General features: G+C 70.5%; 22 protein-coding genes. 1 reads left to right on the top strand and 21 read right to left on the bottom strand.

What is annotated here, in order from left to right:
• Positions 1-12: 12 nt before the first annotated feature.
• The 21 genes from ACZ60J_RS26170 to ACZ60J_RS26070 all read right to left on the bottom strand — a co-directional run bounded on the left by ACZ60J_RS26170 (position 13) and on the right by ACZ60J_RS26070 (position 20726).
• Positions 13-837 carry an FAD binding domain-containing protein gene (locus ACZ60J_RS26170; RefSeq protein WP_469685441.1) on the bottom strand — a complete coding sequence of 275 codons (825 nt, stop codon included), beginning with the start codon at positions 835-837 and terminating at the stop codon, positions 13-15.
• Positions 834-3248: a xanthine dehydrogenase family protein molybdopterin-binding subunit gene (locus ACZ60J_RS26165; protein WP_469685439.1), complete on the bottom strand. Its 2415-nt coding sequence runs from the start codon at positions 3246-3248 to the stop codon at positions 834-836. Before ACZ60J_RS26165 ends, ACZ60J_RS26170 begins: the two co-directional genes overlap by 4 nt.
• A gap of 5 nt (positions 3249-3253) precedes the next feature.
• Positions 3254-3802 carry a (2Fe-2S)-binding protein gene (locus ACZ60J_RS26160; RefSeq protein ID WP_469685437.1) on the bottom strand — a complete coding sequence of 183 codons (549 nt, stop codon included), beginning with the start codon at positions 3800-3802 and terminating at the stop codon, positions 3254-3256.
• Positions 3787-4401, bottom strand: coding sequence for an NADPH-dependent F420 reductase (locus ACZ60J_RS26155; protein WP_469685435.1), 615 nt, complete (start codon positions 4399-4401; stop codon positions 3787-3789). Before ACZ60J_RS26155 ends, ACZ60J_RS26160 begins: the two co-directional genes overlap by 16 nt.
• A 38-nt stretch (positions 4402-4439) precedes the next feature.
• On the bottom strand, positions 4440-5933 hold the full coding sequence (locus ACZ60J_RS26150; RefSeq protein WP_469685433.1) for an aldehyde dehydrogenase family protein: 1494 nt from the start codon (positions 5931-5933) through the stop codon (positions 4440-4442).
• 208 nt (positions 5934-6141) lie between these two features.
• A complete protein-coding gene (locus tag ACZ60J_RS26145) occupies positions 6142-6891 on the bottom strand; it encodes a type 1 glutamine amidotransferase domain-containing protein (RefSeq protein WP_469685432.1) in 750 nt (249 codons plus the stop codon).
• A gap of 88 nt (positions 6892-6979) precedes the next feature.
• Positions 6980-7735: a MinD/ParA family ATP-binding protein gene (locus ACZ60J_RS26140; RefSeq protein ID WP_469685430.1), complete on the bottom strand. Its 756-nt coding sequence runs from the start codon at positions 7733-7735 to the stop codon at positions 6980-6982.
• Positions 7735-8994, bottom strand: coding sequence for a PP2C family protein-serine/threonine phosphatase (locus tag ACZ60J_RS26135; protein ID WP_469685428.1), 1260 nt, complete (start codon positions 8992-8994; stop codon positions 7735-7737). The genes ACZ60J_RS26140 and ACZ60J_RS26135 overlap by 1 nt, the downstream gene beginning before the upstream one ends.
• Complete coding sequence (locus ACZ60J_RS26130) at positions 8976-9440, bottom strand: ATP-binding protein (RefSeq protein ID WP_469685426.1); 465 nt, start codon at positions 9438-9440, stop codon at positions 8976-8978. The genes ACZ60J_RS26135 and ACZ60J_RS26130 overlap by 19 nt, the downstream gene beginning before the upstream one ends.
• A 5-nt stretch (positions 9441-9445) precedes the next feature.
• On the bottom strand, positions 9446-9757 hold the full coding sequence (locus ACZ60J_RS26125; RefSeq protein WP_469685424.1) for an STAS domain-containing protein: 312 nt from the start codon (positions 9755-9757) through the stop codon (positions 9446-9448).
• Positions 9758-9773: 16 nt separating this feature from the next.
• Positions 9774-11909, bottom strand: a complete 2136-nt coding sequence (gene glgX, locus ACZ60J_RS26120; protein WP_469685422.1) for a glycogen debranching protein GlgX — start codon at positions 11907-11909, stop codon at positions 9774-9776.
• Positions 11906-12280, bottom strand: a complete 375-nt coding sequence (locus ACZ60J_RS26115) for an STAS domain-containing protein (protein ID WP_469685421.1) — start codon at positions 12278-12280, stop codon at positions 11906-11908. The genes glgX and ACZ60J_RS26115 overlap by 4 nt, the downstream gene beginning before the upstream one ends.
• Before the next feature lie 36 nt (positions 12281-12316).
• Positions 12317-14137, bottom strand: coding sequence for an AGE family epimerase/isomerase (locus ACZ60J_RS26110; protein WP_469685420.1), 1821 nt, complete (start codon positions 14135-14137; stop codon positions 12317-12319).
• Position 14138: 1 nt separating this feature from the next.
• Positions 14139-14573, bottom strand: coding sequence for a VOC family protein (locus ACZ60J_RS26105; RefSeq protein ID WP_469685418.1), 435 nt, complete (start codon positions 14571-14573; stop codon positions 14139-14141).
• A complete protein-coding gene (locus ACZ60J_RS26100) occupies positions 14573-15187 on the bottom strand; it encodes a DJ-1/PfpI family protein (RefSeq protein WP_469685417.1) in 615 nt (204 codons plus the stop codon). Before ACZ60J_RS26100 ends, ACZ60J_RS26105 begins: the two co-directional genes overlap by 1 nt.
• Positions 15180-16799 (bottom strand): GMC family oxidoreductase, encoded by a 1620-nt coding sequence (locus ACZ60J_RS26095; RefSeq protein ID WP_469685416.1) that lies wholly within the window; start codon positions 16797-16799, stop codon positions 15180-15182. The genes ACZ60J_RS26100 and ACZ60J_RS26095 overlap by 8 nt, the downstream gene beginning before the upstream one ends.
• 11 nt (positions 16800-16810) lie before the next feature.
• Positions 16811-17191: a nuclear transport factor 2 family protein gene (locus ACZ60J_RS26090; protein WP_469685414.1), complete on the bottom strand. Its 381-nt coding sequence runs from the start codon at positions 17189-17191 to the stop codon at positions 16811-16813.
• A 4-nt stretch (positions 17192-17195) separates the two neighbouring features.
• Entirely contained in the window at positions 17196-17651 is a 456-nt protein-coding gene (locus ACZ60J_RS26085; RefSeq protein WP_274547901.1) for a nuclear transport factor 2 family protein, read from the bottom strand.
• Positions 17652-17671: 20 nt separating this feature from the next.
• Positions 17672-18103 carry a nuclear transport factor 2 family protein gene (locus ACZ60J_RS26080; RefSeq protein WP_469685413.1) on the bottom strand — a complete coding sequence of 144 codons (432 nt, stop codon included), beginning with the start codon at positions 18101-18103 and terminating at the stop codon, positions 17672-17674.
• Positions 18104-18210: 107 nt separating this feature from the next.
• Positions 18211-19866: a thiamine pyrophosphate-binding protein gene (locus ACZ60J_RS26075; protein ID WP_469685412.1), complete on the bottom strand. Its 1656-nt coding sequence runs from the start codon at positions 19864-19866 to the stop codon at positions 18211-18213.
• A gap of 35 nt (positions 19867-19901) precedes the next feature.
• On the bottom strand, positions 19902-20726 hold the full coding sequence (locus ACZ60J_RS26070) for a type 1 glutamine amidotransferase domain-containing protein (protein WP_469685410.1): 825 nt from the start codon (positions 20724-20726) through the stop codon (positions 19902-19904).
• Positions 20727-21014: 288 nt separating this feature from the next.
• On the opposite strand from ACZ60J_RS26070, the gene ACZ60J_RS26065 reads away from it, so the two are divergent.
• A complete protein-coding gene (locus ACZ60J_RS26065) occupies positions 21015-21287 on the top strand; it encodes a UBP-type zinc finger domain-containing protein (protein WP_469685408.1) in 273 nt (90 codons plus the stop codon).
• The last annotated feature ends 90 nt before the right edge of the window (positions 21288-21377 follow it).

The following is a 21377-nucleotide window of genomic DNA, read 5'->3' as shown; positions in this document are numbered from 1 at the left end:
CGTCGTGGGCCGTCAGGCGGGTGCCTGCACGGCCCTCGTGAGCGCGCGGGCGGTGAGTACGCCCGCGAGGTGGCCGAGGTACTCGGCCGAGGTGCCGCGCCCCGGGACGAACAGCTCCCGGGGCTCGGCGCGGAAGGCCGCGAGCACGTTCTCGGTGGTGTATGGGCCCCCGCCGAGGCGTTCCTCGACCCCGCGCAGCCGCAGCGCGCGGGCGGTGGCTCCGGTGACCGCGATGCGCGGCCCGTCGGGGGTGATCCGTACGGCGGCGGCGCAGACCGGGTAGCGAGTCGCCCGGTCGGCGGTCTTCTCGAAGGCCCCGGCAGGGCCCGCGGCCGGGACGAGCAGGGCGGTGATGACGGTGCCCGCCGGGACTCCTGAGGCGGCCAGCTCCTCGGCGGTGACCATCGACGCCCCGCCGGGGCCGGCCAGTTCGGCCGTGGCTCCGGCGGCCATGGCGGCGACGGGCAGGTCGGTGGCCCTGCCGGTGGCGGCGAGGTTGCCGCCCGCGGTGCCGAGGTTGCGGACCTGGGGGTCTCCGTTGGCGCGGGCCGCGGCGGCGAGTTCCGGCGCCTCGGCCAGCACCAGGGGGTCCGCGGCCAGTTCGGCCAGGGTGGTCAGCGCACCGATCCGGATCCCCGCGGAGGTCCGCTCGATCCCCCGGAGCTCGTCGAGCCGGCGCAGGTCGACGAGCAGGGAGGCCCGGTCCCCGCCGCTGCGCAGACCGGGCAGCAGGCTCTGCCCGCCGGCCAGTACGCGGGCGCCGGGGCGGCCGGCCAGCAGGGTCAGGGCCTCGTCGAGGCCGACGGGGCGTACGTAGTCGAAGTCGGCGAGGATCACTGGGATTCCCCTCTCAGGCGGCGCCAGACCTTCTCGGGGGTGACGGGCATGTCGATGTGCCGGACGCCCAGGTCGGACAGGGCGTCGACGACGGCGTTGACGACGGCCGCGGCGGGCGGCACGGTGGCGATCTCCCCCGCACCCTTGGCTCCCAGCGGGTTGTGCGGGGAGGGCGTGGTGGTCTTGTCGAGGGTGAAGAAGGGTGCGTCGACGGCGCGCGGCAGCGCGTAGTGGCCCAGGTCGCGGCTGACGAGCCGCCCGTCGGGGTCGTACTCCGCGTGCTCCATGAGGGCCTGCCCGAGGCCGTGCAGGATGCTGCCCTCGATCTGGCCTAGGACGATCTTCGGGTTGCCGATGTGGCCCGCGTCGTCGACGGCGGTGTAGGCCACCACCTCGGTCTCGCCGGTCAGTTCGTCGATCTCGACGACGGCGACGTGCGTCCCGAAGGGGTAGTTGAAGTCCGGCGGGTCGAAGTGGGTGGTCTCGTCGAGGGCGGGTTCGATCTCGGGCGGGAGCCCCCAGCCGTACCACATGGCCATCGCCAGGTCGGCGAAGGTCTTGGTCTTCTCGGGGTCGTCCTCGTGCCCGGCTTCGAAGACCTTGCCGTTCGCGTAGACGACCTTCTCCTCGGGGACGCCGAGGAAGACGGCCCCGGCCTTGATCAGCTTGTTCTTCAGCTTGCGTGCGGTGAGGGCGACGGCCGGCGCGGCCATGCTGTAGGAGCGCGAGCCGTACGTCCCCTGCCCGTACGGAGCCTTGAGCGTGTCCCCCTCGTACACCTGGACCGTCGCCGGGTCGATGCCGAGCTCGTCGGCGGCGACCTGCGCGAAGACGGTGCCGTGGCTCTGGCCGGTGGAGGCGGAGCCGACGGTGACGGTGACCTCGCCGGTCGGGTGGACGCGGATGTTCGCGCTCTCCCAGGTGCCGCCGAGCATGCCCTCCTTGGACATCCGGGTGGAGGGGCCGACCCCGCAGATCGCCACGTAGGAGGCGATGCCGACGCCGAGCCGTTTGCCGCGGGCGCGGGCCTCGGTCTTGCGGGCGGGCATGTCGGCGTAGCCCGAGAGCTCGATCGCCCGGTCGAAGTTGAGCTGGTAGTCGCCCGAGTCGTAGGTCCAGCCGAGGCCGTTGTCGTACGGGAACTTCTCCTTCGGCACCAGGTTCATGCGGCGCACCGCCGCCGGGTCCATGCCGATCTCGGAGGCGTACCGGTCGACGAGCCGCTCCATCAGGAACGCGGCCTCGGCGCGCCCGCTGCCGCGCTGGGCGCCGAGCGGGACGGTGTTGGTGAAGACGGCGTAGACCTCGCAGAAGGCGGCGTCGATGTCGTACATGCCGCTGATGGAGCGGCCCATCAGGGCGGTGGCGACGCCGGGGCCGATGGTGGAGGGGTAGGCGCCGAGGTTGGCGTGGCTCGTGCAGCGCACGGCGGTGATCCGGCCGTCGCGGGTGCCGGCCAGGGTGACGTGCTGGCGGTGGTCGCGGCCCTGGACGGTGGAGTTCATCAGCCCGGTGCGGGTGTCGACCCATTTCACGGGCCGGCCGAGCGCCTTGGAGAGCAGCAGGACCAGCGGCATGTCGGGGTACAGGTACCCCTTGGTGCCGAAGCTGCCGCCGACGGTCGGGGCCACGACGCGGAGCTTGTTGAAGGGGATGCCGAGGACCAGCGCGGAGAGCAGGAAGCGGTGGTTGTGCGGGCCCTGGGTGGAGGCGTACAGCGTGTACTCGCCGGTGGCGGCGTTGTAGTCGCCGACCGCGCCGCGCGGCTCGATGGGGCTGTTGATGGTGCGCTGGTTGACGAGGTCGAGCTCGACGGTGACCTCGGCCGCGGCGATGGCCGCGTCGGTGCGGTCCTTGTCGCCGCAGGTCCAGTACGCGTTCAGGTTGCCGGGTACGGCCTCGTGGAGCTGCGGGGCGCCTTCGGCGAGGGCCTCGTCGGCGCGGGTCACCACGGTCAGCGGCTCGTACTCGACGGAGATGGCGGCGAGCGCCGAGGCGGCCTGGCGCGGGGTCTCGGCGACGACCACGGCAAGGGGATCGCCGACGTGGCGCACGGTGTCGCCGGACAGCACCGGGCGGGAGCCGGGAAGTCCGTAGGGGTGGGGCGGGAAGTGGCTTTCGACCCCGCCGGGTATCCAGATGCAGGGCAGCGGCATGACGTCGGTGAAGTCGGCCGCGGTGGCCACCTTCAGCACGCCCGGCAGCTGCTCGGCGGCCTGGGTGTCGATGGACAGGATCCTCGCGTGGGCGACGGGGCTGCCGAGGATCGCCATGTGGGCGGTGCCCGGCAGGTCGATGTCGCCCACGTACGTGGCCTCGCCGCGCAGGAGCTGCGGGTCCTCACGGCTGTCCAGCGGCTGTCCGAGCAGGCCGTTGCCCTGGAGCGGGGTCTCCCCCGTGACTGCGGTCATCTCCCTCACCCCTCCTGTCCGGACACGGCGGCGGCCGACAGCTGCTCGGCGGCGGCGGCCGGCTGCACCGCGGGCGCGTCCTCGCGGGCCGCGGAGCAGGCGCGCTGCACTCCTCGTACGACGCTGTGGTAGCCCGTGCAGCGGCACAGGTTTCCGGTGAGCCACTCGCGGATCTCGGGCTCGGTGGGGGCCTCGCGGTCGCACGTGTTCTGCACGAGCTCGCCGAGGGCCATGACCATCCCGGGGGTGCAGAAGCCGCACTGGGTGCCGTGCTCCTGGCGCAAGGCCTCCTGCAGGCCGGTGAGTTCACCGCCGGGGGTGGTGACTCCCTCGATGGTGGTCACCTCGGAGCCGGCGGCCGCCGCGGTGAGGATCAGGCAGCTCTTGACGGAGCGGCCGTCGAGGCGGACGACGCAGGTTCCGCACTGGCCGGTGTCGCAGCCGACCTTGGTGCCGGTGAGTCCGAGGCCGTCGCGGAGCCGTTCCACGAGCAGTTCGTTCGGCTGCGCCGAGAACTGCTCGGGTCTTCCGTTGACGTTCAGTGAGAGGTCCATGCCAGCGCCTGCGCTTCCGTGAGCGGCCGGTTGAAGAGGGGCCCGCCGGGCTGCTGGAGAATTCCTCCGGAGTGCAGCGGACCGGTGTCCACGGGAGCGAATCCGAGATCCGTGATGATTCCCGCGACTATTTCCTTGGCTTTCCCGTCGTCGCCCGCCGTGAAATGGGCCAGACGCGGGCCCGGGGCGGTGCCGGCGACGGCGAGCGTCTCGAAATGCATGGTGTTCAGGGATTTCACGATCCGGGTCCCCGGATACCATTCGGCGACGAGTTCACTGGATCCCCGGCCGCCGAGGTCCCGGGCGTTGCCCGGGCCGTCGAACGCGTTGGTGGCGTCCACCAGCACGGTGTCCCGTACGGCGTCCTGCGGCAGCAGCCCCTGGACACCGTCGAACGGCACCATCAGGACGAGGACTTCGGACCGGGCCGCGGTCTCGGCGGGGTACGCCGCCGAGGCCGCGGGGCCCAGTTCGGCCAGCAGGTCCGCGAGGCTCCGCGGGCCCCGGGCGTTGGCGAGGACGACCTGGTGGTCCGCCGCCACGAGGATCCTGGCCAGGGTCGATCCGATCCGGCCCGTTCCGATGATGCCGATCCGCATGGGGGCTCCTCAGGTGGGTGCGGGGGGCAGCCGGGTGTTCAGTCCATTCCGATCCAGACCGACTTGGTCTGGGTGTAGCTCTCCAGGGACTCGGGGCCGCACTCGCGCCCGTAGCCGGAGGCCTTGTAGCCGCCGTAGGGCACGGCGGGGTCGTACTGGTTGTAGCAATTGACCCAGACGGTCCCGGCCTTGATCTGCGAGGCGACCCGGTGGGCGCGCCGCAGGTCCTTGGTGTGGACGCCGGCGGCGAGGCCGTACGCGCTGTCGTTGGCGATGCGCACGGCGTCCTCCTCGGTGTCGAAGGGGATGATCGACAGGACGGGTCCGAAGATCTCCTCCTGGGCGATCCGCATGCCGTTGTCCACGCCGGTGAAGACGGTCGGCAGGAAGTACAGACCCGCCGAGAGCTCGGAGGAGGCCCCTTCGGGGGTCCAGCCGGTGCCGCCGGTGCGCAGGACTGCGCCTTCCTTCTCGCCGACCTCGATGTACGAGCTGACCTTGTCGAACTGCCCGCGGTGGGCGAGCGGTCCGAAGAGGGTGTCCGGGTCGCGCGGGTCTCCGGGCCGCAGGGCGGCCGCGCGGGCCACGAGCCGTTCGACCATCTCGTCGTGGATGGGGCGCTGCAGCAGCAGCCGGGAGCCGGCGGTGCAGATCTCGCCCTTGTTGTAGTAGATGCCGAAGAAGGCGAGTTCCTCGGCGGCGTCGAGGTCGGCGTCGGCGAAGACGATGTTGGCGGACTTGCCGCCGAGCTCCATCGTCACCTTCTTCAGGGTGCCGGCCGCCTTGCGGATGATGGACTGGCCGACGGAGGTGGACCCGGTGAAGGCGATCTTGTCGATCCCGGGGTGGCCGGTGAGGGTCTCGCCCAGTTCCACGCCCGGACCGGTGATGACGTTCAGCACTCCGTCCGGGATCTCCGCCTCCTGGAACAGCTCGGCGATCTTCAGGGCGGTGAGCGGGGTGGCGGGCGAGGGCTTGTGGACCACCGTGTTCCCGGCCGCGAGGGCCGGGGCGATCTTCGTCATCGACAGCAGGAGCGGGAAGTTGAAGGGGGTGATGGCGCAGACCACGCCCAGCGGTTCGCGCAGGGTGTACGCGAGCTGCCCGCCGGCCGGGGCCCGGGAGGAGCCGTCGACGCGGGTCACGGCTCCGGCGTAGTAGTGCATGAGCTGGGCGGCCATGGGGGCGTCGACCGTGGAGGAGAAGGCGTACGGCTTGCCCATGTCCACCGTTTCCAGCAGGGCGATCTCCTCCAGGTCGCGCTCGATGAGCTCCCCGACCCGGTTCAGCCGCAGCGCGCGCTCCTGGGCGGACAGTCTGCTCCAGGGACCTTCCTCGTACGCCGTACGGGCGGCGGCCACGGCCGCGTCCGCGTCGGCGGCGGCCGCCTGGGCCACCGGCACGATCTCCTGGCCGTCCACGGGGCTGATGTCCGGTTCGGTACGGCCGTCCCGGGCCGGGACCCAGGTGCCGCCGATGAACAGCTTCCCGGGGTTGGCCAAGGGCTGGTCGCTGAGCGCGCGCTTGGTCATGGCTGTGGCTGCCTTCCGGTTTCGGGTACGAGGGGCAGGGCGCTCAGGCCGTCTCTTTCGGATCTTGTCGGCCGAGCTCGCGGTGTCCGGTGCCGTGCCCGGGCGTGCTGTCGGGGCGCTCGCGTACTGGGTGTACGTGGTCGTCTCGGCAGTGCGGCCGGGCGCGGTGCCGGGCGCCGCGGGCCCGGCAGGATCCGAAAGAGACGGCCTAGGCCGTCTCGCCCTGCGCGAGCTGACGTAGGAACGTCTCCGCGAGGGCCTTGGAGGAGTACGGGTTCTGGCCGGTGGTGAGCCTCCGGTCCACCACCACGTGCGAGTCCCAGATCGCGTCGGCCTTCTCGTAGCGGGCTCCGAGGCGGGTGAGTTCGGCCTCCAGGATCAGCGGGAGCCGGCCCGCCATGTTGGTGACGAGCTCCTCGCTGTGCGAGAAGGCGGTCATCCGGTAGCCCGCGAAGGGCCACTGGCCCTCGCCGTCGCGCAGGGCGAGCAGGGCGGTGTGTCCGTGGCAGACGGTGGCCAGGGGCTTGTCCTGCGCGATGGCCCAGCGCAGGATCTGCGCGAGCTCGTCGGACTTGGGCAGGTCGCCGATGGCCCCGTGGCCGCCGCTGATGTAGATGCCGTCGTAGTCGGCGACGTCCTTCTCGCCCAGGGTCTCCAGGGCGATCGGGTTCCTCAGCTGCGGGGTGTTCTCGATGACACGGCTGTACTCCAGGGCGCTGGCCGCGTCGGTGTCGGCGGAGCCCTGAGGGCGGACCCACTGGAGGAACTGGGGGTCGATGCTGGTCGCGTCGACGGTCGGGGTCCGTCCCCCGATCGTCGCCACGTCCACGGTGTGGCCGGCGTTCTTGAAGAGGGTGTAGGGAACGGCGAATTCCTCGGCCCAGAAACCCGAGGGGTGTTGTTCTCCGTCCAGCAGATGAAGCGTGGCCTTGGCCGTCATGACGACGAGAATCTTCATGACTCTTCTCCTTCTTCCGGATGTTCCGGCGGCGCTGGATTCGCTGCCGATTCAACACGCCCCCCGCTAGGGGCGTAAGGGGGAGACGTCAGGCACGTGATACTTCGTCACGTGCGTCCAACGCCGAGATGATGGTGCGGAATTCACCGACCAGAGGATGGTCGGGATGGGCTTCGGAGAATATGCGCTCCCCGTAGAGCGCGGCCATTTCCGGAACGTAGGGAAGCATTCCGGCCAGCGGGGTGCGGTAGACCTCCTCGGCCCGGCGCCGGGCCGCCTGCCGGTCGATGCCCTCGGGCGCCATGCTCATCACCAGGGTCCGCCGGCAGGTGAGGCGGCCGGTCAGGGCGATGGTCTCCTCGACGCCGAGGAGGTCGATCCGGTCGGCCCGGGCCATGATCAGCAGGACGTCGGCGCTGGCCATCGCGGTGACGGACTCGTTGTTGAGCCCGGCATGGGTGTCGAGCAGCAGGACGTCCAGGGCGTGGTGCAGGGCCAGCCGGTCGAAGCCCTCGGGCAGCAGCCCCACGTCGTAGCCGGTGGTCATGAGCTCGCGGAGGGCCGCCGTCCCGGTCCGGGCCGGTACGACGTACAGGCTCCCGCGGCCGCAGCCCGTGACGACCTCCTGGGCGGCGGCCTCGATCTCGCACCGGCCGAGCAGGTAGTCGGCGAGCGAGGGCCCGGGGCCGAGCCGGAAGAGCAGGTCCAGGGTGGGCGACTGGATGTCCGTGTCGATCACCCCTACCCGGCGCCCCTCGGCCGCGAGGAGCAGCGCCAGGTTCGCCAGTACCGAGGACTTCCCGGTACCGCCGCGGTACGAGTGCACCACGATGGTCCGGGCCATCAGGCCACGACCTGGCGATCGGTGCCGCCCGCGCGCGGCCCCCGCGCCGCGCGTGGCCGGTGCAGGGCCAGCATGGTGACGTCGTCGTGCTGTTCGGCCGTTCCGGTGTGTTCGCGTACCGCCGTGTCCATGCGCCGGACCACCTCCCCGCCGCTCACCGGAGGACCGGAGAGCAGCTGCAGCATCCGCTCGTCGCCGAAGAAGCCGCCGCTGGGGCAGCGCGCCTCGGGCACTCCGTCGGTGAACACGAAGAGCGTGTCGCCCGGGTTCACCTGGGCGTACCCGAGCGTGTACACACAGTCGGGGAGCACCCCGACGGCCGGTCCGGTCACCTCCAGCGTGCGCGGCTCGCCGCCGTCGGCGTCGAGCAGCAGCGGCGGGTTGTGGCCGCCGTTGATGTAGACGAGGGAGCCGGTGAGCGGGTCGAGCACCCCGAAGAAGAGGGTGGCGAAGTAGCCCTGCCGCAGGTGGTTGCGGGTCAGGTAGCCGTTGGTGGCGGTGACCGCGTTGAGCAGCGGCGTGGCGCCCACCACGGGGATGCGCCGGCTGTTGCCGGTGCGGCCGGCGGCCACCAGGTGCTCGAGGCCGCTGTTCTCGGCGGTGTGCCGCAGCAGGGAGCGGATGAGCGCCATGAAGAGCGCGGCTCCGACCCCCTTGTCGCAGACGTCGGCGACCACGAAGGCCAGGCGCCTGCCGCGGGACAGCTCGAAGACGTCGTAGAAGTCCCCGGCGACCTGCCGGGCGGGCCGGAAGCACACGTCGATCTCCCAGCCCTCGGGGACCGGCAGTGATTCCGGCAGGAAGCCGGCCTGGATCTCGCGGCCGATCTCCAGTTCCTTCTCGTAGCCCATGAGTTCGGCGCGGGCATCGGCTTCGCGCAGGGTGCGGCCGAGTCCGGCGCGCTCCGAGCAGCTGTGCAGCCGTGCCCCGACGAGGGCGGGCAGGAAGGGGGGTACGAGGTAGTCGTGACCGATCCGGACGTGCTGCTCCAGGGCGGCGAACTCCGTCACGGTCCAGACGACCACGATGGGGGCGCCGGCCCAGCGGCGCAGCCGGCGCACGGCGGTCCGTACGGACTCTCCGTCGGCCTGGGCCGGGGCGAGCAGCACGTCCGCTTCGGGCAGCTCCTCCAGTGGGCCGGCCAGCAGTTCGGCCAGCGTGCGCGGGACGAGTTCCGCACCCATCTCCCCCAGTGCTCCGAGGAGTTCGAGGGGTGGCGGCGGGTACGCGTCGAGGATGATCACGGTCGTGGAGGGCATGGGTCCGTCCCCTCAGCCATCACAGTCAGCGTGCTGATGTTGCGGCCGTCCCTGCGTACGTAGTCGAACTCGTCCACGCTGGTCAGTGCGAGGTGGATGCCGAGTCCGCCGATCCGCCGCCGCTCGGGAGCGGTGTGCGGCTCGGGCGGCAGTCGCCCCCGGGCGGGGTCGAAGGCCGGGGCCCGGTCCTCCAGGGAGATCCGCACCCGGCCCGGACCGGAGCGGCCCCGGACGGTGATCCGTCCGTCGCCGCCCCGGTACCCGTGCATCACGATGTTGGTGGCCAGCTCGTCCACCGCCAGCCGGATGCGGTACGAGGCTCCCTTGCCCAGTCCCGCGTTCCCGGCCAGCCGCAGCACCAGGGCGGCGATGTCGTCCAGGGCCCCCAGGGTGGCGGGCACTTCCATCTCGGCGGACATCCTCGCCGTCTTGACGGCCTCGTCCATCGGACTCAGTCGTCGCAGAGCACGATGCTGCGGTCGAGGCCGGCCGTCCGGATGGTCCGGGACACGGGCTCGATGGCGCCGACCACCTTGATGGTGACGTGCTCCCCCACCTTCTGCTGGGCGAAGACCAGGGAGCGCAGTCCGGCGCTGGCCATGTAGCCGAGGCCGGCCATGCGGATCTCGACGGTGCTGGTGCCGTGGCCGGCGGCCTTCTCGATGGTCTGGTGGAAGTCCGGCGCGGTCTTGGCGTCCAGTTCGCCCTCCAGCTCGATCACGGTGGTGTCGCCCTCGATGCTCAGGGACACGGAAAGCGGCATGTCAGGTCTCCTTGGGCTAGAGCTCGGCGTCGGGCGTGCGGCCGACCAGGATCACGACCGAGCGCGGACCGATCAGGTACTTCCCGGCGTTCTCCAGTTCGAGTTCGGCGCCGGGGGTGCGGATGTCGTACGGTGCCTCGGCCCCGCTGTCCGCGAAGAGGTGCCAGCTGCGGCCGCCCGGGAGGGCGGGCAGTTCCAGGTCGTGCGCTTCCCAGTGGGAGTTCATGGCCACGTACACCACGTCGTCGTCACCGGTGCCGCAGCGGGCGACCGCCAGCAGCCGGCTCTCCGGCGACCAGTCGGGCTGCCAGGCCCGCTCCCCGTGCCAGCTGATGTCGGGCAGCCCCAGGCTGTCGCGGAGCTGTCCGGTGGGGTGCGAGGTGGAGCGCAGCTCGCGGTGGTGTTTGCGGAAGGCGATCATCTCCCGGGTGAACCTGAGCAGTTCGGAGTTCTCGTCGACCTGGCTCCAGTCGAACCAGGACAGTTCGTTGTCCTGGCAGTACGTGTTGTTGTTGCCCTGCTGGGTGCGCGCCACCTCGTCGCCGGACAGCAGCATCGGGATGCCCTGGCTGGTGAAGAGGATGGCCAGGGCGTTCTTCATCTGGCGCAGCCGCAGCGCACCCACCTCGGGGTCGTCGGTCGGTCCCTCGGCGCCGCAGTTCCAGCTCGCGTTGTCGTTGCCGCCGTCGTTGTTGCCCTCGCCGTTGGCCTCGTTGTGCTTGTCGTTGTAGGAGACCAGGTCGGCCAGGCTGAAACCGTCGTGCGCGGTCAGGAAGTTGACCGATGCCGAGGTCCCGCGGGTGGAGTAGAGGTCCGGCGAGCCGGCGATGCGGGTGGCGAGTTCCCCGGTGATCCCGGGGTCGCCCTTGAGGAAGCTGCGTACGGTGTCGCGGTACTTGCCGTTCCACTCCGCCCAGCGGCCGTACGCCGGGAAGTTGCCGACCTCGTAGAGGCCGCCGGCGTCCCAGGCCTCGGCGATGAGCTTGGTGTGCCGCAGCACCGGGTCGTAGGCGAGCAGTTCCAGCAGCGGCGGGTTGGGCAGCGGGGTGCCGTCCGGGGAGCGGCCGAGGATGGCCGCGAGGTCGAAGCGGAAGCCGTCGATGTGGTAGTCGGCGACCCAGTGGCGCAGGCAGTCGAGGACGAAGTTGCGCACGACGGGGTGGTTGCAGTTGACGGTGTTGCCGGTGCCGCTGAAGTTGAAGTAGTACCCCTCGGGCGTGAGCATGTAGTACGTGGCGTTGTCGAGGCCCTTGAAGGAGATGGTGGGGCCCTGCTCGTTGCCCTCGGCGGTGTGGTTGAAGACCACGTCGAGGATGACTTCGATGCCGGCCGCGTGCAGGTCCTTGATCAGGGTGCGGAACTCGTCGCCCTGCATGCCGTAGCGTCCGGTGGCCGCGTAGCCGGCCTTGGGGGCGAAGAAGGAGACGGTGTTGTAGCCCCAGTAGTCGAAGAGCTGCTCGCCGGTCTCCGGATTGGTGCGCGGGTTGTCGCTCTCGTCGAACTCGAACACCGGCAGCAGCTCGATGCAGTTGATCCCGAGCTCCTTCAGGTACGGGATCTTCTCCCGCAGCCCCGCGAAGGTGCCGGGGGCCGTGACCTGTGAGGAGGGGTGCCGGGTGAAGCCGCGCACGTGGGTCTCGTACACGACGAGGTCCTCGGCGGGGATGCCCAGCGGGGTGTCGTCGCCCCAGTCGAAGTCCTGGAGGCAGACGCGGGAGCGGTACTGGTAGCCGCGGCTGCGGTCGGGCTCCACGCCCCACACGTCGCGGCCGGCGATCAGCCGGGCGTACGGGTCGGAGAGCACCTGGCGGGCGTCGAAGCGGTGGCCGGTGACGGGGTCGTAGGGTCCGTCGGCCCGGTAGCCGTACTCGATGTTCTCGTGGTCGAGGCCGAAGACCGTCATGGCGAAGACGCTGCCGGTGCGGAATTCCTGGGGGAACTCCAGTTCGGCCATCGGCTCGGGCTCTCCCCGGCGGTAGATGACCAGGGTCATCGAGGTGGCCTGGTCGGAGAAGACGGAGAAGCTGACCCCGCCGGGGACCACGTTGGCCCCGAAGGGGAACGGTTTGCCGGCGCGGACCCGGTAGCCGCCCACCTCGTGGGTCGGGTACGCGTCGACGCGCAGCACCTGTTCGGACGCCGGCTCGGTCATCGCGCGGCCCTGGCGGTGGCCTTGGGGGTGGTCTTCTCGGCCGTCCTGGCGGCGGCCGCCTCGGCCTCGCCGGTGGAGAAGAAGTCGAGGAAGCCGGTGGCCGACATGACGAACCGGACTTCCTCGCTCACCCCGTAGAGGGTGACGGCGACCCCGGCGTGCTGGGCCTCGCGGTAGACGACGAGCAGGGTGCGCAGCCCGGCGCTGGAGACGTAGGTGACGGCCGTCAGGTCGATGCGCAGCGGCCTGCCCTCGCGGACCAGCGGCAGCAGGTGCTGGAGCAGCGATCCGGAGGTCTCGCTGTTGATCTCGCCGATGGCGACGAGTACGGTGCCCGCCTTGTTGCGGCGTTCCTTCACGTTCAGGGTCATTGCTTTCCCCTCTGGGTGGGGCGCCCCCGTTGAGCGCTAGTGGGCGGTCGGGCGCAGCCGGACCTTGACCTTGACCCGGCCCTGGACGTCGGGGAGCCGGACGGTGAGTGCGTCGGCGTCGAAGTCCGTGTACGGCTTCTCGTCGATCTCGACGGACGCGATCCGCACCGAGCCGGCGGGGAGCAGGTCGGGCGAGACACGCAGCACGCGGTCGGGCAGGTTCGTCGGGTCGGGCTGGAAGTGGAAGTCCATCTCCCGGCCGTTGATGAGCAGGTTGTTGTAGACGGCGGACAGGTAGCAGAGCTCCGCCGAGTGGTACATGGACATCGAGTGGCTGCCCTTGAGCCGCTCGGTCCCGAGCAGGTACGGAGTCCCGCTCGCAAGGACGTTGAAGTAGACGGCGCCCTCGTCGTGGTCGAGGAAGAAGGTGTTGTAGAAGGCCTCCGCCTGGCGGGCCTCGCGCAGGAAGCCGTCACCGCCGACGGTGCCGTTCAGGATGAGGTAGGCGAGGATCGCCTGCTCCTGCTGCCACCAGGCCTTGCGGTCGTGCCAGGCGAAACGATACGTCTCCTCGTCGCCCGACTTCACGCGCTCGACCACGTCGTACCAGCCGCCGCGCTGCACGTCGCTGCCGACGGCCGGCATGATCTCGCCGATCTTGCGGGCGAGCTCCTCGTAGGCCGGCTTGGCCTTCAGCGAGTTCATCCGCATCAGGTTCCAGGCGATCTTGAGGTTGTGGCCTACGACCGCGCGGTTCTGCTGCCAGCTGTGCGCGGTGTCGTGGGACCAGTCGCGGAAGAAGCGCTCCTGGACGAAGGGGCTGTTCTCGTAGTCCGGGAACTTGTCCGCGATCGTGTCGAAGGTGTACTCGAGGAAGTCCGCGTAGCGCTGCTCCCCGGTCGCGAGGTACAGGTTGATCAGGTACGCGGGGGCGTGGTCGCCGACCGAGTTCCAGTTCTTGCGCTCCGCGTTCTCCCCGAGGGACTCGTGGTCGGCGCTGAAGAGGATCGGGTCGATGTGCGAGTAGTAGCCGCCCTGCTCCGGGTCCTTGAAGAACTTGTCGAACAGCCGGATGGTGGCGTCCGCGTCGTTCTTGATCCGGATGTCGCCGGTGACCCGGTAGGTCTGGATCGGGCCGGCCAGCGCGTAGATCTGCTCGTACATCGGGATCGCGTCGTAGTCGTCGGAGAACTCCGAGGTGAACAGCTTGCGTTCGCTGTCCCCGTCGACGCTGATGCCGTGGTACCAGAAGACCACGTCCTCCTCGCCGTCCACGACGCGCATGTGCTTGCGCAGGTACTCGGTGCCGCGCTCGGCGACCTCCAGGTACTCGTCCTTTCCGGTCAGCAGGTAGGCCGAGGCCATGCCGTAGACCAGGCGGGAGATCGTGTCGGTCTCCTGGACGTGGCTGGCGGTCTTGTCACCGCCGAGCCGGATCTCGGTGCGGTACTCGGTGAAGTCCACCGGCCCGTCGCCGAACTGCGCCCGCTTGTAGAAGTCGGCCAGCGACTCGATCTGCTTGATCCACCAGCTGGGCTCCTCGAAGCGGTAGTCCTCGGCCCCGCGGCCCAGGAACACCAGGCGCTTGGCCTCGAAGCGGCCGCCCTGCCCGGGGTAGTGCACCCCGTAGACGTAGAGGAACCGTCCCGGCGAGAGCATCTCGTCGATGTGCCCGGAGGCATCGATGTACGGCTCGTCCAGGTTGCGGACCAGCTCGGCACTGGGGTCCCCGGCCAGGGAGACGTCGAACTCGCGGCCGTCCGAGGTCTTCAGCCGCAGCAGCCGGGACCCGGAGTCGAAGCGGCCGACGTAGCCGGCGATCGTGTCGGAGAAGGAGAAGCTCACGGCGTCCGCCATGTCATGCACCGTCCTTGTCGTGTTGACCGTGTTCGTCCTCGAATCCCTGGCTGACCTCGACGATCACCCCGTCGGGATCGCGGACCCACACGGTCCGCCACCCGCAGATGAAGTCGTCGAAGTCCAGTGGCCCCAGGGTCACTTCGGCCGCTTCGCCGAGCGTGGCCAGGAAGGCGTCCACGCTGTCGGTCTGGAAGGCCAGGTGCCGCATCCGGCCGGGCGCCGCCGGCCCGTCGTGGAGGGCGGGGTCGGCCCGCTCGGTGCCCGCCGCGAAGAGCTCCAGGTACACGTCCCCCTGGCGCAGGAAGATGATCTGCGTCTCTCCGAGGTCGACCACCCGGGCCCGGGTGAAGCCGAAGTACCGGGTGTAGAACTCCTCGGTGGTCTTCTGGTCGTCGCAGTTCAGGCCCACGTGCGACCAGACCATGGGGGCCATCAGGCGGCGCCCCGCGCGCGCCGGTCGGCGGCGATCAGCTCGATGATCCGGCGGGCGAACAGGTGGTGGTGGGCCCCGGTGCGACCGGTGACCAGGTCTCCGTCGACCACCACGTCCTCGTCCACGTACTCGCCGCCCATGTTCCGGACGTCGCCGATGAGGTTGTTGTGGCAGACGACCTTGCGGCCGCGCACCTTGTCCGGGATCGAGGCGGCCAGCCACATGCCGTGGCAGATGATCCCCTTGAGGACGGTCGGCTCCTCGAAGGCCCGGCGCAGCAGCTCCGTCGCCGGGGCCAGTACGTCCACGTCCTCGGTGTAGCGCAGCCGGTCGGCCACCATGCCCGAGGGCACGATGATCGCCGCGTACCGGCGCAGTTCCTCGTCGCTCAGCCCCTCCAGGGACTTCTCGGCGGTGAACGGCGCCCGGTACTCGTGCCCGGAGAAGGTGATGGAGTCGTTGCCCCACAGCCGGGTCAGGAAGTCGACCTCGGCGCCCTCCTCCGCGAACCGGTGGCCGTAGTAGAAGATCTCCGGCTCGTAGAAGTCGCTCTCGACCAGGACCGCGATCCGGGTTCCGGTCAGTGCGCCCTCGCGCAGGACCGCATCAGGCACGGGACACCCCCTTCAGGAAGTCCGCCGCGCGCTCGGCGATCATCGCGATGGCGGTGTGGCAGTTGCCCGACGGGACGGCGGGCATCACGCTTGCGTCGACGACCCGCAGGTTCCGTACGCCGTGCACCCGCAGCTCGGGGTCGACGACGGAGAGGTCGTCGATGCCCATGCGGCAGGAGCCGGCCTGGTGGTGGTAGCTCTCCGACTTCTGCTTGACGAAGGTGCGCAGTTCCTCGTCGGACACGTGGCCGGGTCCGGGCTGGAGCTCCTGCTTGTACCAGGGCGAGAAGGCGGAGGTCGCGAAGAGCTCCCGGGCGGTCTTGACGCCCTGGACCATCCGTTCCAGGTCCCAGCGGTCGCCCAGGTAGTTCGGGTGGATCAGCGGGTGGGCCAGCGGATCGGCGCTCGCCAGCCTGATCCAGCCCCGCGAGACGGGACGGACCACGCCCGGCAGGATGGAGACGGTGTTCGGGTGGTCCTGGCCGACGATCACGTCGAACGGCACGTGGACGAAGGCGATCTGCAGGTCCGGCGCGGGCAGTCCCGGCCGGGAGGAGAGGAACAGCGCGCTCTCGGACAAGTTCTGTGCGGGCGGCGGCAGTTCCTGGGTGACCTCGGCCATCAGCCCGGTCAGTACGTGGTTGTGGAAGTTCTCGCCGACCCCGGGCAGCTCCGCGACCGTCCCGATGCCGTGCTCGCGCAGCTGCCCGGGGTGCCCGATCCCGGAGAGCAGCAGCAGCTTCGGCGATTCGATCGCCCCGGCGGCCACGATCACCTCCCGGCGGGCCCGTACGGTGTGCAGCCCGGGCGCGGACGCGGTGCTGTGCCCGTCGCGCACCGTCCGGCCCGGTCCGTCGCCGTCCGCGAGCGCGGCGGGGGGCTGGAGCTGGACGTACTCCACTCCCGTGCAGGTGTCCCCGTCGAAGAGCAGCCGGGTGCTCTGCGCACTGGTGCGCAGGGTCAGGTTGGAGCGGTCCAGGGCCGGTTCCAGATAGGCGGCGAGGACGCCCTGGCGGCGGCCGTCGGCCACGTCGATGTGGTGCCAGCCGGTGCCGAAGAGTCCGCGCCGCGGCCCGTCTGTGTTGAAGTCGGCGATCTCCTCGTGGCCGAGCTCGACGGCGGCGTCGATGAAAGCGCGGGAGACCGGGTTGGGGCCGTGCCGCCCGGCGTGGGTGATCCGCTGCGGCCCGCGGGTGCCGGTGGTCGGCGCGGTGGCGTCCTCCTGGCCCTCCAGCAGCGAGAAGTAGGGCAGTACGTCCTCGTGCGCCCAGCCGGCCGCGCCCTGGTAGGCCCAGTTGTCGAAGTCCGAGGCGTGGCCCCGGATGTGCATCATGATGTAGAGGTTGCTGCTGCCGCCGGGGGCCTTGCCGCGCGGTTCGTAGGTGCGGCGGCCGTCCAGGCCGGGCTGGGGGACGCTGGTGTAGCCCCAGTCGACGGGCCCGCCGAGCAGCTTGTACCAGGAGGACGGATCGTCCACCTCGGGAGGGATGCGGCCCGCTCCCGCCTCCAGGACCAGGACGCTGACGTCCGGGTCCTCGGAGAGGCGGTTCGCGAGGACGCTGCCGGCAGTGCCGGATCCCACGACGACGTAGTCGTACTCATCCACGGCCATCGCGCGCCCCCTCAGCCCTGGCCGAGAACCTGGAAGGGAACCGTGTCGTGGTGGTTCGCCATGTAGGCGATCCTTCCGTCCACGATCCGGAAGAAGTTCATGACCTCGGCCTCGATCTCCTCCCCTGAGGGGGTGACCGCGGTGAGGTGGGAGACGGCCGCGGCCTTCTCCCCGTCGACGAGGAAGTGCACGGGCTCGTTGCGGAAGACCCGGTACATGGTCCCCATGCCCTTCATCATCGACCGCAGCGTCTCCAGGCCCTCGATGTGGCCGGCGAGCTGCTCGTCCATGACCTGGTCCTCGGCGAACAGGTCGCACCAGCTGTCCCAGTCACCGGCGTTGGCGTACTCGTAGTACTTCTGCAAGATCTGCCGCGCGTCCATGGCGCTCATCCCCCTACTGGTCCCTGCGGGTTCCGTCCGGGGCGAAGGGCGCCCAGAACTGGCTGAAGGCCGTGGCCGTGTCGCCGAAGAGTCCGTCGTGGCCCTCGACGATCCGGCCGTCGCGCCAGCGCATGAAGTGGAAGACCGGGTAGTCCATCCGCTCGTACGGGGACCCGCTCGACGCGTCGGCGCCGCCGCGCACGGCGACGTTGCGGCAGACGTCCGCGCTGCAGTCCTCGCCGACGAGGACGGCTTCGATGTCCATGCGGAAGGTGCCGCCCGTGAGCTTGTGGGTCTGGCCCATCAGCTCCAGGAAGGCGTCCAGACTCTCGTACCAGCCGGCGAGCGGGTGGTTCCCGGGGACCTGCCAGCGGAGGTCCTCGGCGTAGTACTCCAGGATCCTGGCCCGGTCGCCGGAGCCGAGGGCGCGGTACGCCGCTTCGACCCGCTCCCGTGTCACTTCGGTCATCGTCGCTTCTCCTTCGGCGCTCAGAGGGAGGCGGAACCGGGCATGGGCGCCAGTTCGTTGACGGTGTACTGCCGGATCAGCGGTCCGTCGGGGCCGGCGACCACGGTCCAGGTCTGGTCGGCGTCGAAGCCCAGCCACACGCTGCGGGCGGCCGGCGGGTCCCAGATCCTGGCCTGCCAGTTGACGAGGACCCGGACGATCGCCCGGTCGCCCTCGATGACGGGCTCCACCTTGGTGACCGTGTGCACCTCGTCGAAGAAGCGGTTCGTGACCGCCTCGTACCAGCGGCCGAAGCCCTGGTGGCCGAGGAAGGTGTCCTCGGGGACCTTGAACTCCAGGTCCTCGGTGATCAGGGCCAGCACCTGGTCCGGCCGGACGTGCTGGTCCAGGGCCACGTACCAGTTCTCGGCGAAGGCGCGGATCGCGTCCTCGGTCAGCCGCTCGGCGGGCATGCGGTCTCCTCCTGTCTGTCCGTGCTCGGGGTGAGGTCCGTGCGGGGTGCGGTCCGTGCTCCGGGTGAGGTCCGTGCTCCGGGTGCGGTCTCCGCGGGCGCGGTGCGTCAGATCTGCACGTCGACCAGGAACGGCCCGGGGTGGGCGAGCATCCGGCCCACGGCGGCGATCGCCTCGTCGGGCTTCTCCACGCGCATCCCGCCCGCCCCGAGGGACCGGGCCAGGGCGGCGAAGTCGATCTCGGGGTGCGAGAGGTCGAAGGATCCCGGGAAGCCGTGCTGCGGGATCCCCCGCTCCCGCCAGTACTGGGCGATGTTGTCGTCCAGCAGCCGGTACTTGCGGTTGTTGCAGACCACGAACTTGGCCTCGATGCCGTGCCGGGCCGCGGTCCACAGCGCCTGGTAGGTGTACATCGAGCCGCCGTCGCCGGCGAAGCCGACGACGAGCCGCTCCGGCCGGGCCAGCTTCACACCGACCGCGCCCGGGAAGCCCACGCCCAGCGAACCGCCCCGGGTGAGGTGGTAGTCGCCCGGCCGCTCCGGCGGCAGGTACCGGGTGACCAGCGGGGAGGTGGTCAGCGCCTCGTCGAAGACGATCAGGTCCCCGCCCGTGCGCTCGGCCAGGGTCCGCAGGAAGACGGCCATCGGCGTACCGTCCGCCTCCCCGGCCTCCCGCTCGGCCAGGCCCGCCCGCACCCGCTCCCGGGTCCGTGCGTCCAGCCGCCCGGCCGCCGCCGCCCGCTGTGCGGGGGTGAGCAGCCGTTCCAGTACGCCGGCCAGCGCGCGCAGCGCCTGCCGGGGGTCGGCGGCGAGCCCGAGGTCCACCGGATGGTTCTTGGCGATCTCGTAGGCGTTCAGGTCGATGTGCACGACCCGCGCGCCGGCCCGGAAGGGGCTCTCCAGCTCCGGGAACACCTCGGGGAAGACGTAGGTGCCGACGATCAGCACCCCGTCCGCGTTCCCGATCAGCTCCTTGCTGTGCGGGCCGAACATGTGGCCCGTCTGACCGCGGCGCAGCGGGTGCGAGGCCGCGATGTTCACCTCGGAGGAGTCGACCTCGTACACGTCGGCGCCGAGCAGCTCGGCGACGGCGACGAGTTCGCGCTGCGCCCCGGAGAGCGCGACCCCGTCCCCGACGAGGACGACCGGCCGTTCGGCGGCGGCCAGCAGTTCGGCCGCCCGCCCCACCGAGGCGGGCGAGGGGGCCACGTCCGTGAGCGGCACCGTGGCGGGCAGCACGGGCTCGGAGTTGAGCTCGTCCAGCACGTCCATCGGCAGCGCCACGAACACCGGGCCGCGCGGCGGGGTCAGGGCGATCTTCACCGCCCGGCGGATCGTGCGCAGTACGGAGTGCCGGTCGGTGACCCGGGTCGCGTACTTGGTCACCGGCTTCGCCATCGCCACCAGGTCGGACGCCATCTGCGCGTCCATGGCGTCGTAGCGCACCCCGGCGTCACCGGCGACCACGACGAGCGGGGTGTGTCCGCGCAGCGACTGGTAGAGCATCCCGATGCCGTTGCCCAGCCCCACCCCGGAGTGGAGCTGGAGCAGCGCCGCCCCGCCGGTGGCGCGGGCGTAGCCGTCGGCGATCCCGGCGGCCACCGTCTCCTGGAGGGCGAGGACGTAGTGGAAGTCCTCCGCCGCGTCGACCGCGTCGAGGAATCCCTGTTCCACCGTCCCCGGATTTCCGAACATGACGTTCAGGCCGTCGGCCTTGAACTGGTCGATCAGCCTTTCCCGTCCGGGAGTGGCTCCAGAACCCATCGAAATCCCCCTCCTCTTCCCGCGGGTGTCGTGAATTACCAGCCGTACCGGGTGAGACCGTTCTCCAGGACTTCCACGATCTTCTGCCCCGTCAGATACGAGTCGGGGGTCGAACGACCGGTCACGAAGGGGAAGTCGACGATGACGGAAAGGGGATGGCCGAAATTCCCGATGTACGCGCCGCGCGGCCCGGTGGCATCGCGCAGGATGTACTCCAGCGGATACGGCGGCGGCCCCATGTTGAAATCGGTGCCGAGGAATCCGGTGCCGTCCTTGTAGTCGTACTCCTTGCAGTGGCCGGTCACGTGCTTGCCCCAGATGATGCTGCGGCGGTCGCCCCAGTCCCGGGCGAAGGCCAGGCAGGCGACGCCGTAGCACTCGGCCGCGACCACCTTGCCCGCGTTCTTGAAGGCGAGGATCAGGGCGTGCACGCGCTCGTTGTTGGCGAGGTCGACGATCGGACCGCTGCCGCCCACGACGAGCACCGCGTCGAAACCGGCGATGTCGGCCTGGAGCTTGTCCAGATCGCGGTGGTACTGCTCCAGCTTGGGCAGATAGGCCGAGTCGCTCGTGTACGGGCGCTCGGGGGCCCACGCTTCGATGTCGAGGGGGGAGTCGAGCCGGCTCGACTGCTCGAACTCCCGGCCCAGCCGGGCGTTCTCCTCGGTCGTGACCGAGCGTCCCAGCGGAGGATCGATGTAGTTCGCGTCGAGGCTCGGCGGGAGAGCGTGGGCACGCTTTCCGGTCGGCGTGGCGAATACGACTTCATAGCCCTGCTCGTCGAACCGGGACACGGGGCCGATCAGTTCTTCGGCCCAGTAACCGTGTTCGGAGACAATGACCAGAATCTTTCTGCTCACGGATTCCTCCAGGCGCCGCCTGTTGTCGTTGGCGTCCCCCACACTGGCCGCGCCCGGGCCTGCCGTCAAAGCGCTGGTATGCGACTTCGTGAGGTAGTCGGCCAGGTCGTGGGGGCACCTCAGGAAGTCGTCCGGCGAGGTCATGAAGTAGCCGGCGGACTAGGTGACTTCGGCCGAATACCTGAACCGCCGCCGGGGCCCCGCCTTATGGTCTGGACGCGCCGTGAATCGCGGGCGCGCTGCAATCACGGGCGCGAAGCACGAGAGCGCCAGAGAGGGGCGGGGACGATGACGATGGACCTGTTGTGCACCCACATCGAATCGATACGTCCGGTGAAACCCGGCACCGAGGGCTGCGAGGAGTGCCTCGTCTCCGGTGACACCTGGGTGCACCTGCGGATGTGCCTGAGCTGTGGGCACGTCGGCTGCTGCGACTCCTCGAAGAACCGTCACGCCACCCGGCACTACGGGACCACCGCACACCCCATCGCGGCCTCCCACGAGCCCGGCGAGGAATGGGCCTGGTGCTACGCCGACAAGCTGATGCTGGACCCGGCGTGAGCGCGGCACCGGAGAGCGCCGCCGACACGGCGCCCACGAGCGCCGCCACCGCGAGCGCCCCGACCGCCGAAGCCGCGGCGCGCGCGGAGA

It is taken from the genome of Streptomyces sp. NPDC104226 (genome assembly GCF_055584085.1).
This window is presented reverse-complemented; position numbering and strand designations above follow the sequence as displayed.

Excerpts from the sequence above, each read along its gene's own strand:
- ACZ60J_RS26165 (WP_469685439.1), bottom strand. The coding sequence starts at position 3,248 with ATGACCGCAGTCACGGGGGAGACCCCGCTCCAGGGCAACGGCCTGCTC.
- ACZ60J_RS26160 (WP_469685437.1), bottom strand. The coding sequence starts at position 3,802 with ATGGACCTCTCACTGAACGTCAACGGAAGACCCGAGCAGTTCTCGGCG.
- ACZ60J_RS26155 (WP_469685435.1), bottom strand. The coding sequence starts at position 4,401 with ATGCGGATCGGCATCATCGGAACGGGCCGGATCGGATCGACCCTGGCC.
- ACZ60J_RS26150 (WP_469685433.1), bottom strand. The coding sequence starts at position 5,933 with ATGACCAAGCGCGCGCTCAGCGACCAGCCCTTGGCCAACCCCGGGAAG.
- ACZ60J_RS26145 (WP_469685432.1), bottom strand. The coding sequence starts at position 6,891 with ATGAAGATTCTCGTCGTCATGACGGCCAAGGCCACGCTTCATCTGCTG.
- ACZ60J_RS26140 (WP_469685430.1), bottom strand. The coding sequence starts at position 7,735 with ATGGCCCGGACCATCGTGGTGCACTCGTACCGCGGCGGTACCGGGAAG.
- ACZ60J_RS26135 (WP_469685428.1), bottom strand. The coding sequence starts at position 8,994 with ATGCCCTCCACGACCGTGATCATCCTCGACGCGTACCCGCCGCCACCC.
- ACZ60J_RS26130 (WP_469685426.1), bottom strand. The coding sequence starts at position 9,440 with ATGGACGAGGCCGTCAAGACGGCGAGGATGTCCGCCGAGATGGAAGTG.
- ACZ60J_RS26125 (WP_469685424.1), bottom strand. The coding sequence starts at position 9,757 with ATGCCGCTTTCCGTGTCCCTGAGCATCGAGGGCGACACCACCGTGATC.
- glgX (WP_469685422.1), bottom strand. The coding sequence starts at position 11,909 with ATGACCGAGCCGGCGTCCGAACAGGTGCTGCGCGTCGACGCGTACCCG.
- ACZ60J_RS26115 (WP_469685421.1), bottom strand. The coding sequence starts at position 12,280 with ATGACCCTGAACGTGAAGGAACGCCGCAACAAGGCGGGCACCGTACTC.
- ACZ60J_RS26110 (WP_469685420.1), bottom strand. The coding sequence starts at position 14,137 with ATGGCGGACGCCGTGAGCTTCTCCTTCTCCGACACGATCGCCGGCTAC.
- ACZ60J_RS26105 (WP_469685418.1), bottom strand. The coding sequence starts at position 14,573 with ATGGCCCCCATGGTCTGGTCGCACGTGGGCCTGAACTGCGACGACCAG.
- ACZ60J_RS26095 (WP_469685416.1), bottom strand. The coding sequence starts at position 16,799 with ATGGCCGTGGATGAGTACGACTACGTCGTCGTGGGATCCGGCACTGCC.
- ACZ60J_RS26090 (WP_469685414.1), bottom strand. The coding sequence starts at position 17,191 with ATGAGCGCCATGGACGCGCGGCAGATCTTGCAGAAGTACTACGAGTAC.
- ACZ60J_RS26085 (WP_274547901.1), bottom strand. The coding sequence starts at position 17,651 with ATGACCGAAGTGACACGGGAGCGGGTCGAAGCGGCGTACCGCGCCCTC.
- ACZ60J_RS26080 (WP_469685413.1), bottom strand. The coding sequence starts at position 18,103 with ATGCCCGCCGAGCGGCTGACCGAGGACGCGATCCGCGCCTTCGCCGAG.
- ACZ60J_RS26075 (WP_469685412.1), bottom strand. The coding sequence starts at position 19,866 with ATGGGTTCTGGAGCCACTCCCGGACGGGAAAGGCTGATCGACCAGTTC.
- ACZ60J_RS26065 (WP_469685408.1), top strand. The coding sequence starts at position 21,015 with ATGACGATGGACCTGTTGTGCACCCACATCGAATCGATACGTCCGGTG.